Raw genomic sequence first — 14,692 nt, forward strand, 5'->3', positions numbered from 1 at the left:
CCCGAGGCCTCGTCTATGCCGGCTGCCGTGTGGCCAAAACCCGGTCAAGCCAATCCGGATCCATTTCCGGAACTGACGACATCAGTTTGACGGTATAGTCGTGACGCGGCGACGTGAGCACTTCGCTAACCGGCCCACGTTCTACGATTTCGCCCTTCAGCATCACCACAACTTCGTCGGCAATCGACCTGACCGTGGCCAGATCATGCGTGATGAACATGTAGGTCAGGTTCAGCTCGCATTGCAGCTTGTCCAAAAGACGGAGTATGCCTTCGGCAACCAATTGATCAAGCGCACTGGTCACTTCGTCGCAGATTATGAATTCCGGATTTGCCGCCAAGGCACGTGCAATGCAGATCCGCTGTTTCTGACCACCGGATAATTCGCCCGGGTAACGATCTAGAAATTGGTCAGGATCAAGTTCGATCATCTCCATGAGTTCGCGCAACCGCGCCTCTTTTGCGCCGCCCTTCAGTCCAGTGAAGAATTCCAGAGGCCGCGATAAAAGCTTGCGGATCTTGTGCTTGGGGTTCATCGCCGTATCAGCCATCTGGTGAATGATCTGAATTTTCTGCAGGGTTTCCTTTTTACGCGCGCTCAACTCCGGCGGCAGGGCTACTCCGTCGAACAAGATCTCGCCCTGGCTTGGAGGCAGTAAACCGGTCATGCACCGCGCGGTCGTCGACTTGCCTGAGCCGCTCTCGCCGACAACCGCTACGGTCTGACCGCGACGGATCGTGAAATCGAGGTTCTTAAGCACCTTTACCGCGCCATAGGCGGCGGAGACGTTTTTCAGTTCGATAACCGGGCCGGCTTCCGAAACATCCGTGCGGGCCGAACGCTTGAAATCCCGTACAGCCCACAATGATTTTGTATAGTCCTGTTTCGGATCGGACAGCATCTCCCGGGCCGGCGCTTCCTCGACCTCTTCGCCGTAGCGCATGACTTTGATGCGGTCAGCCATCTGCGCCACCACAGCCAGATCATGAGTGATGTAAATCGCGGCTGTATTATACTTTTCGACGATACCTCGTATGGCGCTCAGAACCTCGATCTGCGTGGTCACATCCAGCGCGGTCGTCGGTTCGTCGAAGACAATCAGATCAGGCCGGCAGGCCATCGCCATGGCTGTCATCGCCCGCTGAAGTTGCCCGCCCGAGACCTGATGCGGGTAGCGAAAGCCGATTTGATCGGGATCGGGGAGCTGCATATGGCGATAAAGCTCCACCGCGTCGGCTTCGGCCTGCGAGCGGGACATCTCGCCCTCACGCAATGGCGCTTCGGCATACTGTCTGATCAGTTTGTAGGCAGGATTGAACGAAGCCGCCGCCGATTGTGCAACATAGGCAATTCGGGCGCCGCGCAGCTTTCGCAGTGTCTTTTGCGGCGCCCCGACGAGTTCCTGGCCGCCGAACCTGATTGAACCGCCGCTGATCCTGCAACCGCCCTTGATGTACCCCATCGCGGCCAGCCCAAGCGTGGATTTCCCGGCACCGGATTCACCAATCAGACCTAGGATCTCGCCCTTGTTCAGTGTCAGATCGACACCCCTGATGATCTGATGCCAGTGTTCTTCAGAATAACCGTCGACCTTCAGATTCCGGATCTCCAACAACGCTTCTCCCATTGTCTTACTCCTTCAGTCCGCTGGAATTGTGGAGAAACCAGTCCACGATTAAGTTGACCCCGATGGTCAGCAAAGCGATGGCACCAGCGGGCAGCAACGGCGCCAGCCCGAATGTGGCACCGTCAAATGTGCTGAAATCGGCATAGGCAATCAAATTTGCGCTTTCGCGCACCATCGCGCCCCAATCCGCCGTCGGCGGCTGAATGCCTAGCCCCAGAAAAGACAGCGCCGTGATGAACAGGAAGACGAAACAAAACCGCAACCCGAATTCCGCAACCAGCGGAGGCGCGGCATTCGGCAGCACCTCATGCCGGATCAGCCACCAAAGGCTTTCCCCGCGCAGGCGCGCGACCTCAATGTAGTCCATCACAAGGATATTTTGGGCCAGTGCCCGGGAAAGACGGAACAAGCGCGTACTGTCGAGCAGGCCGATCACAAGGATCAAAGCGACGATTGAGGTGCCGGTGATCGACAGCGCCAGGAGGGCGAAGATCAACGGCGGAATCGCCATCAGAATATCAACAACCCGGCTGGCCAACAGGTCCACTTTTCCTCCGAGAGTAGCGGCGAGCAATCCCACGAAAGTGCCAAACCCAAAGGACAGCATTGTCGTGACCATCGCGATCCCGACTGTATTTCGGGCACCGTAGATCAGGCGCGACAGGACATCCCGGCCGAGGGCATCGGTGCCTAAATAGTAGGGGGCAGCCCAGGGTTCGTACTGCTGCCCCGCGATCTCGCGCTCTGCAAAAGGCGCGATGACCGGGGCGAAGATGGCTAGAAAGACAACAAGAGCCACGATCGTAATTCCGATCCAAGCCGAAACGGGTGCTGATTTCAGCAATTTCCTCAATGTTGGAAACATCGTCTTACCTCGGATGGATCAGGCGGGGATTGGTAACGATGGCCAGTACATCCGCCAAAAGGTTCAGCGTGATGAAGACGGCGGCGAAGATCAGGCAGGCGGACTGAACAATCGTTACGTCCCGTTTCGCGACCGAGTCGACCAGCAGCTGGCCCAGCCCAGGATAGACAAAGACGACCTCGACCAGAACGACGCCAACGATCAGGAAAGCGAGGTTGATCGCAATCACGTTAATGATCGGGGCCAGTGCGTTGGGGAGCGCATGCAGCACAATCACCCACCACTGTTTGGCACCTTTCAGATGCGCCATTTCGATATAGGGCTGAGCAAGGAGATTGATGATGGCAGCGCGCGTCATCCGCATCATGTGCGCGACGACGATCAGAACCAGCGTCATTGCCGGAAGGAAACAAACGTAGAGCCTTGTCATGAAGGGCGTACTAGGGTCGACCTGTGCGATACTGGGGAAGATGCCGAAATGAACCGAGAAGATGATCAACAGAACATAGGCGATGAAATATTCCGGAAATGAAATCGCGCCGAGTGTTGAATAGGAAGCCAGCTTGTCGAACCAGGAGTTTCGGTATAGCGCGGCCAGAATACCCAGCGTAACGGCCAGCGGGACCGCAATCGCCGCAGCATAACCCGCTAGGAAGAACGTGTTCCAGGCGCGAACCCCGACAAGTTCTGCAATCGGCCTTTTGGTCGCCAGCGACATGCCGAAATTGCCTTGGAACGCATTCAGGATCCAATCAAAGTATCGAACGATGGCCGGCCGGTCCAACCCAAGTTCCCGGCGCAGTGCGTCGGTGGTTTCCTGGGTCGCCGACTGACCCAGCATGGCGTCAGCAATATCTCCGGGCAACATCTCCACTGCAAAGAAGATGATAGCCGAAACGACAACCAGCGTGACCAGACCAAGCCCCAAACGCCCGGCTACAAGACGGAGGATGCTTTGCATGCGCTTTCTCCCAGATGTTGTGAATAGAATCTTGCTCGACCAGCCATCAGCCAAGGATCCCCGGCAACTTGAGGCCATATTCTTTGGCGCACTCAAGCGCGGTATCATATCCGGCATCGGCATGCCTCCAAACTCCTGAGGCAGGATCGTTCCACAACACCCGCCCCAATCGCTGCGCGGCTTCGGGAGTTAGGCAGATATCCATGTACCGGGTCATGGGCCGAGGTTTGGTCGGTGACGATATCCGGGCGCAGGCCGCTTGCCTGCGCGCGCTTCAGGATTTCCGGGAACACATCGGCAGCGTTGCCAATCAGCGCCACGGATTTCGCCTCGCCCGCCTTGGACCAGCGCTGGATCATCTCCAGCGCTTCGTCAAGCGAACGGGTCTTCTCGTCGCAATACCTTGTGCGGATGCGAAAATCGGCACGGGTTTCATCGCATTCCACCGCCAGGCAGCAGGCTCCGAAAAACACTGCTGCCAAAGGCTGGGCGCGCCCCATGCCGCCAAGGCCGCCGGTCTGAATCCACTTACCAGTCAGATCGCCGCCATAGTGCTGGCGGTCGGCTTCGGCAAAGGTTTCATAGGTTCCCTGCACGATGCCCTGGGTGCCAATGTAGATCCAGGAGCCGGCCGTCATCTGGCCATACATCATCAGGCCCTTCTTATCTAGCTCGTTTAAATGGTCCCAAGTTGCCCAATGGGGCACGAGGTTCGAGTTGGCAATCAGAACACGTGGCGCATCTGTGTGAGTGCGGACCACTGCGATCGGCTTGCCGGACTGAACCAGAAGGGTTTCGTCCGCTTCGAGGTCTTTCAGGGACACCACGATCTTGTCGAAGTCGTTCCATGTCCGAGCCGCGCGTCCGATGCCGCCATAAACAACCAGTTCATGCGGGTTTTCGGCCACGTCCGGGTGCAGGTTGTTCATCAGCATCCGCATCGCGGCCTCGGATCGCCAGTTCTTGGCGGTGATCTCGACGCCAGTGGGCGGGTAGATGGTACGCAGCTTATGACGAGGGTCGGTCATTCGGGTTTCCGTTGGATCAAGTTTCTAAGATTTGTATTGAGATGGATGCCTTGACGGGCGGTCCTTTTTCAGGCGCACAATCCCAGGGTGCGCGTTCGATTGTGCAGGCGGATTGGGCCGGTTCCATTGCGGCTGCCGAGGCGGCCGCCATCAGATATCCAGAACCACCGGGCCTCTTGGTTTGGAACAGCACAGCAGAACTTGGCCGGGTTCAGGATCGTCCAAGGGGTCCTCGGTATACTCCACTTCACCTGCGCTAATGTCACAAAGGCAGGTGTTGCAGATCCCGGTTCTGCAGCTGAATTCCGGCTCTAGGCCAGACCTTTCCGCCAGATCGAGAAGGGAGTCAGAGGTTCCGTCCCAGACAACCGAGACGCCGGATTTCGCAAAGGTGACGGGTATGCCGTCGCTTACCGCACCATTTGACCGATCCGGAACAGCCGCCGCTTTGACTGGAGGCGATGGCGCTGCACCGTTTGCATCTTCGAGAGTGCGCGCATCCCCGAAGAACTCATAGTTGATACAGTCCTTGGCGACCCCGAGTGATTGCAGGATTTGATACATCGCCCTCATGAACGGCACAGGCCCGCACATGTAGACTTCGTAATCATCAAGAGGCAGCAGGTTCCGCAGGATATCGCGCGTGATCATGCCCTCAAAATGAAACGCATTCGCTGTGCGGTCTTCTTCCGTGGGGCTCCGATAGGCAAAACGCACTTCCACGTTTTCGGCCTCGGCAAGCCTCAGAACCTCGTCACGCAAAGCATGATGTGCGCCGCTGTCGCAGGCATGGATGAACCATGCGGGCCTGCCGGCCGCAGCCAGGCTATGCAGCATCGAAACAACCGGTGTCAGGCCGACCCCGCCACTCAGAAGAATAACGGGGCGCGTGCTTTCCAAGTCGAGAAGGAAATCGCCGCGCGGGCCGGTGGCGGTGATTTCGTCCCCTTCGTTCAGCTGATCATGCATATAACACGAACCAATTCCGTCACGCGCACCCGGCACAGTCGGCGATGCGGTCTCCCGCTTGATCGTCAGCCGATACAGGTCGGTCCGGTTGGCATCACCGGACAACGAGTAGTTGCGCGCAATCTCTCCATCTGCGCCGGGGATTTTCAGTGTCAAATGCTGGCCAGGCCGAAAGCGCGCCAGTTGTCCGCCGTCGATAGGGACGAGCTCGAAAGACGTGATGCTGTCGCTTTCCCGTTTCTTGCGAAAAACTCGGAACCGACGGAAATTCGCCGCCATTTCAGGCCTCCGCCGCAGCGCCGGACTGCTGTTCCGCGACGATTAATGCCTCCAGCTCGCGGCGGAACCGCAGCGGTCCGCCGTCTATGCTCAGGTCGATATGCGGATTGCGTTCTTCGGACAGACCGGTCTGCACCGCTTCCAGAATGACGATGTCTTCTTCAAATACGCCCTTCACAGCGTCACTCATTCGGGCTGACAATTCGTCGTCATCAGCACGGATATTTCGCAGCTGGAACCAGTAATATCTGGTTTCATCTTCCGTTGTCGGCGTCATGAAGTTGTAGCTGTCCATGACAAACGCATCTTTATGCAATGCATCTTCCGATCCACCGGTGCCGGCCGGAGTAAATATCGAGCGGATCAAGGCATGGCAGGGATACCGCACTTCGTATTTCTGAAGCCGATCGGCATTGCCCTCGAATTGGACGATGTGCTTGTAGAACGGGGCGGGCTCTACATCCATCATCCAACGATGCACAACGACTCCGTCGTCATTCTTGCTCAGCGTAAGCGGAGTGTCCCGGGCCGCGTCCTGTGCAAAGGAGGTTTGGTGTACCCAGGCAACATGCGTAGGATCCAGCAGGTTGTCGGTCATCAGTTTGTAGTTGCATTTTATTTCCATTGCGGCGCCGCGATTGATCCCCCAATCAGCGTTGTCGTAATTCTCAATTTTGAAAATTTCCGACGTGTCGGCCAGCTCCGGATCTCCCATCCATATCCAGATCAGTTCGTAACTTTCTTCCACCGGGTAAGAATGCACGACGGCATTGGATGGAATCCGTCCCTTGCCCGGCGCGGCGACGCACGCCCCCGAACAGTCGAAGGTCAGCCCGTGATAGCCGCATTCCACGTTGCCGCCGGCAATCCGGCCCATGGAAAGAGGCAGTTTACGGTGGGGGCAGGCATCCTCCAGAGCGACGATCTTTCCAGCCTGATCACGGTACATGCAAATTTTTTCGCCTAAAACAATGACTTGCTTGAGATCTGTTGTGATCTCTGAACTCCAAGCTGCGACATACCAGGCGTTTTTGAGGAACATTGCGACTTTCCCTTTTACAGCATTCGATTGGCTCCATCTCAGGGAAGAAGGGTGCGGAAGTACAGTTCAGCCGCCTATAGCTTTGTTTAGGAATGCTAAAGCAACTGCAGCAGCCCTTTTCAGGCCATCAGTCCACGCGCAATAACCGCGCGCCGGATTTCCGAATTGCCTGCCCGGACCCGGAATATCCGCACATTGCTCAGATAGCTCTCCAGCGGGAAGACCCGCGTATCTTTGCACCCGCCGTGGATCTGCAGCGCCGTGTCAGCGATGTCCCTGGCCGGTTCCGATGCAAACAGCTTGGTGTACGCAGCAATGCTCCGCAGACTAACTTCAAATCTCGGACTTTTCAGGGGAGCAGGTCACCGGGCAAACAGCATGCGGCTGTAGCAGAACCGGACATGCGCCACCTTCACAGCAGTGGTCGCGCCGTCGATCACCACACCCCTGTCGCTCCAGTCAAATTGGCAGGCCTCGCCCGGATCGAAGATCTGCGGGACATAGGCGGCCACAGAGGCCTTCTGTTCTTCATTGAACCATGTGGCGGCGTAACACCGGACGGCATCATATCCGCCGTAATATCCAAAGGCTCTCAGTTCTTCGAAGATCCGGATGCGGGTTAGCCGCTCGCACTTTGGCTTCCTCGCATTCGCCGCCGGCATCTCTTCGAGCTTGTCCCTCCCTGGCCCGATCTTTGGCAGAGGCTGTGCGCTGCGTTCGCGGGTCGTTTCCGTCGCACCCGACCGGATCACATTCCGCACCGTGTTCCGCGATACCCGCCGCTCGCGGCAGATCTGCTTGACCGACTTGTGCGGCATTAGCCTCGGACCAATGGCGGCTCAATGCTGAAAATACACCCCCCTGGATCTTTGCTACCGTCTCCACGGTCAATATCCTAATGGGTGCCCCCCCGATAACCTCGGGACCATCATTCACATCAGTGCAAGGGGGCATTTTGGGACGCCAATTACTCCGCTACAGGGGTCGAAGCCACATAGCTGTTCACATGCCAGGCACCGTGGTCCGGCGCGTCTTCCCTCGAAAAAACCTCCGAATACCCATGGCGTTCTGCGCAACCGCATTATCGCTGCGCCTTCGGATTTCCCGGTGCTGCAAGGGCGGCAGGCGGTGGAAATGGCGGTGCGGCCCATCGAAGGATAGCTGCAGGTCAAGCATGCCGTGCCGGAAATCGGTGTCTTTGACCCCAACACAATGGGAGAGGAAGTGCTGGGGCAGTCTTTGGCGCCGGCGAATTTTGTGCCGGTCTTCGATTTTCAGCCGCGGCGGCACCGTGACAATGGATTGACGCAAGACGGATGCGGGCAGTGTTGTTGACCTGCAGCGCATGATCCACCATCCTTGGAGGTGCTTGCCAGTTGCAGAAAAGCGGCCGGCAGCCAACCCGTGGCGGTCATGACAGTGAGGCCAGCCCCATGCCCAAAATGCAGCGGAAAGGATATGTGTTCGACACGCACCGTCTGTGCGATCCGGCGCGGACACTGGCGGCGATCCGGCCGCATCTGGCTGGCATGGGCATCACCCGTATCGCCAATCTGACCGGCCTGGACCGGGTGGGCCTGCCTACGGTGATGGTCACCCGGCCCAATTCCCGCTCCGTTGCTGTGGCGTTGGGCAAGGGGCTGACGCTGGAGGCGGCTCAGACGTCCGGCGTGATGGAAGCGGTCGAATCCTGGCATGCTGAACGCATCACTCTGCCAGTGCGCGCCGCAAGCTACCAGGACTTGCGGCAAGACGCGCTGGTTGCGGATGTCGAACGCCTGCCCCGCGTGACAGGCGCCAGCTTTGACCCACTCCTCAGGATGCTGTGGGTCGAAGGGAAGGAACTTGCGTCCGGTGAGGCGCATTGGCTGCCCTATGAAATGGTGGATACTGACTACACCGGCAGGCCATGCGGCGGCCAAGGGGCGTTTCCACGAACAACCAACGGGCTTGCCTCAGGCAATAGCCTGATAGAGGCCACATGCCATGCCATCTGCGAACTGGTCGAAAGGGACGCGCTGACCCTGTGGCATCATGCACAGCCCGGCCCGCGCATTGATCCGGAAACCTGTGACGATCCGCGCTGCCGGAAAGTTCTGGACAGGTTTGCCAAAGCGGGGCTGGAAGCCGGGATCTGGGGTATCACCGCGGACATTGGTGTGGCCGCATTTTTGTGTATGATCTGCGAAGATGGCAGCCGGCCCGGCCATATCGGAATTGGCAGCGGGTGCCATCCGGACCGGGCGATTGCCCTGCTGCGGGCGCTTACTGAGGCAGCGCAGACCCGGCTGACCTACATCTCCGGCGCCCGCGATGATCTGGACCCCGAGGAATTTACTGCCAAGGCGTCAGCGGAACGCGCACAATATGTCCGCGGCTTGTTTGAGCAGACGGAGCCAACGGACCGGTTTCAAAAGACCCCCTCGTTTTCATCACCGTCATTCGAAGACGATCTGGCCTGGCTTCTGGAGCGGTTGGTTGATGCCGGAATGACCCAGGTTCTGACCGTAGACCTGTCGCGCCCAGGCCTGGACATTGCTGTAGTGCGTGCAGTGATCCCGGGACTGGAAGCACCGCATGATGACGCAGACTTCATGCCCGGTCATAGGGCGCTGGCGGCAGGCGTGGGGCGGCCATGAAGGCAGTTGTCTTCGCCGGACCGACAATCGGGGCAGAGGAGGTGCGGACCTTTCTGGACGCAACCGTTCTGCCTCCGGCCGCGCAAGGGGACATTTACCGGGCCGCCAGGCGCGGGGCGCAGGCCATCGGCCTGATCGACGGGTATTTCGAAGGCGTGCCCTCGGTTTGGCACAAGGAAATCCTCTGGGCGCTGGAACAGGGAATTGCGGTGTTCGGAAGCGCCAGCATGGGCGCGCTGCGGGCGGCAGAGCTGTCATCGTTCGGCATGATTGGTGTTGGAAGTATTTACGCGGCTTACGCGTCCGGCGCGATATGCGACGATGATGAGGTTGCAGTGCTGCATGGCCCTGCGGAACTGGGTTTTGCACCGCTCAGCGAACCGATGGTGTCGATTCGGGCCACTGTGGCGGCGGCAGAAGGACAAGAGGTGCTGGAGGCGGAACATGCCGCGGAGTTGCTCAGCACGGCAAAGGGACTGTTCTATCAGGAAAGGAACTGGGAGCAGATCCTTGCGGCGTTCAAGAACGCCTCCTGGCATGCCCGGTTTTCGGCATGGCTGAATACCGGGAGCGTGGATGCCAAGCGCGATGATGCACGGGAAATGCTGCAGCATATGGCGGCATTTTTGAAGGGAGGGCAGACGGCCGGCTCGGTGCCGCCTGAAAAAGTTGAACGCACGCTTGCCTGGCAGGGCCTGGTGCGGCGGATCGAGACAGAGGACTGTTGCTCGCATAGTGAAGAGCGGCGGGTTCTGGATGAGCTGCGGCTGACACCGGACCGTTACAGAGAGTTCCACACCCGGGCCGCGCTGCGCCATCTGGCTTTGCGGCAGGCGGGAAAGGCCGGCCGCACGGTGGAGCGGGAAGCGCTGCAGGCCCAAATGGCCGCGCATCGCGGAACACTTGCATTGTTCAGCGGAAGCAAACTGCGGCAATGGCTGAAGGAAAACAGGCTGTCGGGTGCCGCGTATGAGAAACTGCTCGGTGAAAATGCCCTTGCCGGGGCTGCGTTGAACACCCTGAACAGTCAGCTGGGCCCGCACCTTCTGGCGGAACTGCGGCTGGCGGGCGTCTATGCCGGGCTGAAAACGAGGGCCGCGTCAAAGAAGCGTTATCTGGCAGCGCAGGACACGCTGGCTGGGCCGTTGACGGAACCGGAGCGGCTGCGCTTGACGGTTTGGTACTTTGAAATGCTGCTGCAGCGGGAGATCCCGGACCGCCTTGAGGAATACCTGAATTCGGTCGGCTGCAGGAGCCATGATGAATTCTATGAGCTGATCCGGCGCGAATTCATGTATCATCAGGGGTGCAAAACACAGCCCGCACCGGAAAGCAGGGACTAGGCAGGGCAAACGGGAGAGCCTCCGCAGTTCAGGAGGAGCGCATGGACGACCTTTATGAGACGTTAGGGGAAGCACCGGGAACCCGCTTTCTTTTATTTCCGCAATCCCCGTTCAGGACGGCGGATCCGGTGCCGGAGCTTGTCGAAATTTCTGCCCCGCCCGGATCACTCGGGCCGGGACCTTCCGGGCCGCGGATGTATGTGGTCAATCCGCTGGGCAAGACTGTCCCTTATGGCGCATTTGTTCCCGGGCCTGACGGGGCTGGCATGTACCTGCCGCCATGGCATGGTGAGATGCAGCGGCCTCCGGAGCCGGATGAGGACGGTCATTTTGCCCATATCCTTCCCACCGACCCTGGATTCGAGGCGGCACACCTGTTTGCCGCCGCCCATTTCACACTGGATGTGTGGGAGGAGTACTTCGGCCATCCGATTCCCTGGCATTTCGCCCGCGACTACGACAGGCTGGAATTGTCGCTGTTGCCAAGTCTGGACAACGCGCATATCGGCTGGGGGTTTCTGGAGACTGGCGGCACCAGCGAATACGGCGGGGAATACCGGGCCTACAGTCTGAATTTTGACGTGGTCGCGCATGAGATCGGCCATGCCATAATTTACAGCGTTGCCGGAATGCCGGCGTCCGAAGCTGTGCCGGGCGAGTACTACGGATTTCACGAATCTGCGGCAGATATGGTGGCGCTGATCGCTTCGCTCCATTTCGGCTCGGTTGTCGAGGAACTGCTCGAGACCACCAAAGGCAATCTGTATACGTTCAATCAATTGAACCGTTTTGCAGAACTTGCCGGAAGCGCGCAGATCCGGATGGCGGCGAATACACGGACATTGGAAGAATTTGCCCGGGGCTGGAGCAGCGAGCACGCGCTGTCTGAACCATTGACCGGAGCGATGTTCGATATTCTCGTCGACATTTTCCACGAACGGCTTCTGGTGCATGGTTTGATCACGCCCGAAATGGAGGATTTGTCCGACCAACTGGAGGAAACCCCTTTCTACAGCGATGTCATGCAGGTGCTGTTTGATGCTCGCTATGCACTTGACCCTGAAGGGTTTCGTGTTGCGCTATTGGAAGCGCGTGATTTCCTGGGCGCTTATCTGGCAGCAGCCTGGAGCAGTCTGGACGCAGAAAACCTCACTTATGCGGCGGTCGGAGACGCACTTCTGGCAGTTGATCTGGAAACAACCGGCGGCGCTTTTCAGACGATCATTGCAGGCAACTTCCGGATGCGCGGGATTGGCCTGGTCCAGGCAGGTCCGCGCTTGGCCAAAGCGGATGAGGACAGTCATGCCCATTCCGTGCGAACGCGGGTGCCGGGCAGCTGAATTGCCATTTGGCTATAAATTTTATTCGTTTTGTGGTATTTCCTGTTTTAGGGGGACTTTTCCAAATATGAGACCGGCAAGCTTTTTGGCCCGGCTTTGCGAAGGGATCTTCCGGTGTTTGTTCCATAGCCACAGGAGTGAGTAAGGTGGCAGAGACGTTACTCAGTTTTTCAGAAGTGTTACTGTTCGGACGGCTGGTCGAAGACCTGAAAATAAAGAAGGCGAACCGCAAGGGACGACTGGGTGCCAACGGTTTCCTCGCCAGACAGCTTGCGGACAAGAAAGATCCAAGATTCGCGCGGATTTATGGTTTTGCCTACGAAGGCGCGTTCTATCAACTGCCGGAACCGTTGATCCTGCTGGTGCATGGCGAGGGCGAAAAAAGCTTCAATGAATGCGGCGGGCAGGCAATCGCTCCTATGGATCCGTCTAAGTCCGGCGTGGCGGCAGCCGATTTCCAAATGTCAGCCGACGTCATGTATTGGGAATATGACAAGGCAGATTTCACGATCCGTATGGACCTGATGACAGGCATGTTCGAGCAGGTTCTGCTGGATGTTTTTTTTGCTGGCGGACCCGGTGTCAGCGGAGCCAAGGTCAGCGGTGCCAAAGTGAGCGGCGCCAAGGTCAGCGGTGCAAAAGTGAGTGGTGCCAAGGTCAGCGGTGCCAAAGCCCGCGGTTCCGGCGATTGAGCGGTTTCAGCGAGCTGCTCTTGATGGTCTGCCAGGTCTGCGGCGGCAGGCCCGCTGCCTGATCGGCTTCGCCCGCAGGGCATGCAGCTGTTGTCAGAACCCGGCCTTCTTCAGACCGTCGACAAAGTGGCGAGTGTCTTCTTCCAGCCGGTCGGGCTGCACCTTGGTCCAGCGGTCCAGCGAGAAATTCGGATGCGCTTCGCGGTGCCTGGCAGCCATGTCGCGGGCCAACTCCATCTTTCCCAGTTGCGCATAGCTGGCGGCCAGCATTCTCTGGCCCTCGGTCGGGTTGTTCATTCTGGTGAGAGTTTCAATCACCGCATCATATTGCTTGAGATTGTAGTAGGCCCCACCCAGATGCCAGAGGTACTGGTCGGGAAAATAGGGGTTGAGGCGCATTGCCTGCTGCAGGTGCTCGATGGCGGTTTCGTTCTCGCCGGAATGAGCCAGCGCATCGGCGTAATCCGACAGCAGGTCGGCATCATTCGGGTTCAGTGCGAGGGCGCGCCGGTAGGCGCCGATCGCAGCGTCGTGTTCCTTGCGGTAAAGATGCACGAAGCCGAGTTCGCCAAAGCCGCGGGCATCGGTCGGATCAAGTTCCACCGCCTTCTGCGCAAAGGTCAAGGCGGTGTCCAACGCGTGCTCGGAGTCTTTGGCCCAGGAATAGCGCCAATCGATGTTCATCGTGCGTGAGATTGCTGCTGATGCCCTGGCATAATCCTGATCACGGGCCAGCGCCCGTTCATACAGAGTATGCGCTTCGTGGTTGTCTTGCCGGGTGTAGCGGAAAATGAACTGCTGCCCGCGCAGGACATAGCCATAGGCGGCAAGGTCAGCGGGCGCCGTCTGCGTTGACCGTTTGCGTTCCTGGGCCTCGATCAGCACCGCGGTTGCCGCCACGATGGCTTCGGTCACCTCGTCCTGAATGGCGAATATGTCGTCGATATCCCGGTCATAGCGTTCGCCCCAGATGGTCCGGCCGGACTCTGCGTCGATCAGTTCGATGGCGATCCGGACCCGTGCTGCGGCCCGCCGGACACTGCCGCGGGCCACATAGCGCACCCCCAGTTCGCGCGCGGCCTCCTGCGGCGGCATCGAGCGGGCCTTGAAGAAGAATGAGGAATTGCGTGCAATGACAAAGAGGTTCTTGAACTTGGACAGGTTCAGGATGATGTCTTCCGTCAGCCCGTCGGCGAACCAGCTGTCGGACTGTTCCCCGCCGAGGCTGGCAAAGGGGAGCACGGCAACTGAAGGAATATCAGGCGGCGGCTGGCCCGCGGGCGGCGGATCCGGGCGCCGGGTGGCAGCCATCGCCGCGCCGGCGACCTCGCTGCGCACGCAATAGGCGGCCACCGGCTCCGCAATGTTCTTGAGCCGTTGCGGGCCGAGGAATTCGAAGCCAAACCGCAGCCTGTTGCGGATCTGCTCATAGACAGCTGCGCTGACAAAGACCCGGCCCGGTTCGGCTATTTCCTGCAGCCGGGCGGCAATGTTGACATTATCGCCATGAATGCCGCGGTCATCGACCAGGATTTCGCCCATGTGCACACCGGCGCGGAACCGCAGGCGCTGCCCTTCCGGCCGCGCGCTGTTGGCCCGGTGTGCGATGCGATGCAGCTCGACGCCGAATTTGACGGCATTTGTGGCGGTCTCAAACAGTGCCAGAACCCCGTCACCGCGGACCGCGACCACTTGCCCGTCATGGTTCTGGCAGGCCGCTTCAAGTTGTTCCAGCAGGGACTTCAGCGCGCTGTAGGTGTCAATCTCGTCATTGCCCATCAGCCGGGCATATCCGACGACATCGGCAAACAGCACTGCACCAAGCTGACGCCGGACCGATGTTGTCTTGTTGTGGCTGCTCACAAGCTGTCCTCCTCCTGTGAGTGCGGGCTGAAGCCGCCGGGGAA

The 14,692-nt window shown here is 58.9% G+C and carries 13 protein-coding genes and 2 pseudogenes; 4 read left to right on the forward strand and 11 right to left on the reverse strand.

Annotated features, from left to right (window positions below; translation table 11 throughout):
* Nucleotides 1–13 precede the first annotated feature (13 nt).
* The 10 genes and pseudogenes from OKQ63_RS18185 to OKQ63_RS18220 form a co-directional block, all read right to left on the reverse strand.
* A complete protein-coding gene (locus OKQ63_RS18185; RefSeq protein ID WP_264211440.1) occupies nucleotides 14–1,627 on the reverse strand; it encodes an ABC transporter ATP-binding protein in 1,614 nt (537 codons plus the stop codon).
* A gap of 4 nt (nucleotides 1,628–1,631) precedes the next feature.
* On the reverse strand, nucleotides 1,632–2,426 hold the full coding sequence (locus tag OKQ63_RS18190; RefSeq protein ID WP_264211441.1) for an ABC transporter permease: 795 nt from the start codon (nucleotides 2,424–2,426) through the stop codon (nucleotides 1,632–1,634).
* Nucleotides 2,427–2,496: 70 nt separating this feature from the next.
* Complete coding sequence (locus OKQ63_RS18195) at nucleotides 2,497–3,453, reverse strand: ABC transporter permease (RefSeq protein WP_264211442.1); 957 nt, start codon at nucleotides 3,451–3,453, stop codon at nucleotides 2,497–2,499.
* A 46-nt stretch (nucleotides 3,454–3,499) separates the two neighbouring features.
* The gene (locus tag OKQ63_RS26155; protein WP_350356289.1) at nucleotides 3,500–3,670 is read right to left on the reverse strand and encodes a hypothetical protein; all 171 of its coding nucleotides are present in this window, start codon (nucleotides 3,668–3,670) and stop codon (nucleotides 3,500–3,502) included.
* Nucleotides 3,645–4,481, reverse strand: a pseudogene (gene hutU, locus OKQ63_RS18200) (urocanate hydratase); the annotation flags it as partial. The gene OKQ63_RS26155 and the pseudogene hutU, both read right to left, overlap by 26 nt.
* Before the next feature lie 150 nt (nucleotides 4,482–4,631).
* The gene (locus OKQ63_RS18205) at nucleotides 4,632–5,729 is read right to left on the reverse strand and encodes a 2Fe-2S iron-sulfur cluster-binding protein (RefSeq protein ID WP_264211443.1); all 1,098 of its coding nucleotides are present in this window, start codon (nucleotides 5,727–5,729) and stop codon (nucleotides 4,632–4,634) included.
* A 1-nt stretch (nucleotide 5,730) separates the two neighbouring features.
* A complete protein-coding gene (locus OKQ63_RS18210; protein WP_264211444.1) occupies nucleotides 5,731–6,771 on the reverse strand; it encodes an aromatic ring-hydroxylating dioxygenase subunit alpha in 1,041 nt (346 codons plus the stop codon).
* Nucleotides 6,772–6,890: 119 nt separating this feature from the next.
* On the reverse strand, nucleotides 6,891–7,124 hold the full coding sequence (locus OKQ63_RS26160; RefSeq protein WP_350356313.1) for an acyl-CoA dehydrogenase family protein: 234 nt from the start codon (nucleotides 7,122–7,124) through the stop codon (nucleotides 6,891–6,893).
* 12 nt (nucleotides 7,125–7,136) lie between these two features.
* A pseudogene (locus OKQ63_RS18215) lies at nucleotides 7,137–7,589 on the reverse strand (IS21 family transposase); the annotation flags it as partial.
* Between the two features lie 184 nt (nucleotides 7,590–7,773).
* Nucleotides 7,774–8,118 (reverse strand): hypothetical protein, encoded by a 345-nt coding sequence (locus tag OKQ63_RS18220; RefSeq protein WP_264211445.1) that lies wholly within the window; start codon nucleotides 8,116–8,118, stop codon nucleotides 7,774–7,776.
* A gap of 86 nt (nucleotides 8,119–8,204) precedes the next feature.
* Between OKQ63_RS18220 and OKQ63_RS18225 the strand changes: the two genes are divergently transcribed.
* The 4 genes from OKQ63_RS18225 (at nucleotide 8,205) to OKQ63_RS18240 (ending at nucleotide 12,785) form a co-directional block, all read left to right on the forward strand.
* On the forward strand, nucleotides 8,205–9,410 hold the full coding sequence (locus tag OKQ63_RS18225; RefSeq protein WP_264211446.1) for a YcaO-like family protein: 1,206 nt from the start codon (nucleotides 8,205–8,207) through the stop codon (nucleotides 9,408–9,410).
* Nucleotides 9,407–10,753, forward strand: a complete 1,347-nt coding sequence (locus OKQ63_RS18230; RefSeq protein ID WP_264211447.1) for a TfuA-like protein — start codon at nucleotides 9,407–9,409, stop codon at nucleotides 10,751–10,753. Before OKQ63_RS18225 ends, OKQ63_RS18230 begins: the two co-directional genes overlap by 4 nt.
* 41 nt (nucleotides 10,754–10,794) lie before the next feature.
* Nucleotides 10,795–12,093, forward strand: a complete 1,299-nt coding sequence (locus tag OKQ63_RS18235) for a gluzincin family metallopeptidase (protein ID WP_264211448.1) — start codon at nucleotides 10,795–10,797, stop codon at nucleotides 12,091–12,093.
* 146 nt (nucleotides 12,094–12,239) lie between these two features.
* Entirely contained in the window at nucleotides 12,240–12,785 is a 546-nt protein-coding gene (locus OKQ63_RS18240) for a hypothetical protein (protein WP_264211449.1), read from the forward strand.
* Between the two features lie 93 nt (nucleotides 12,786–12,878).
* Here the strand turns inward: OKQ63_RS18240 and OKQ63_RS18245 are convergent, their stop codons facing one another.
* Nucleotides 12,879–14,648 carry an adenylate/guanylate cyclase domain-containing protein gene (locus OKQ63_RS18245; RefSeq protein WP_264211450.1) on the reverse strand — a complete coding sequence of 590 codons (1,770 nt, stop codon included), beginning with the start codon at nucleotides 14,646–14,648 and terminating at the stop codon, nucleotides 12,879–12,881.
* Nucleotides 14,649–14,692 lie beyond the last annotated feature (44 nt).

The sequence above is a fragment of the Leisingera thetidis genome, assembly GCF_025857195.1.
In the GTDB taxonomy this organism is placed as follows: Bacteria; Pseudomonadota; Alphaproteobacteria; order Rhodobacterales; family Rhodobacteraceae; genus Leisingera; species Leisingera thetidis.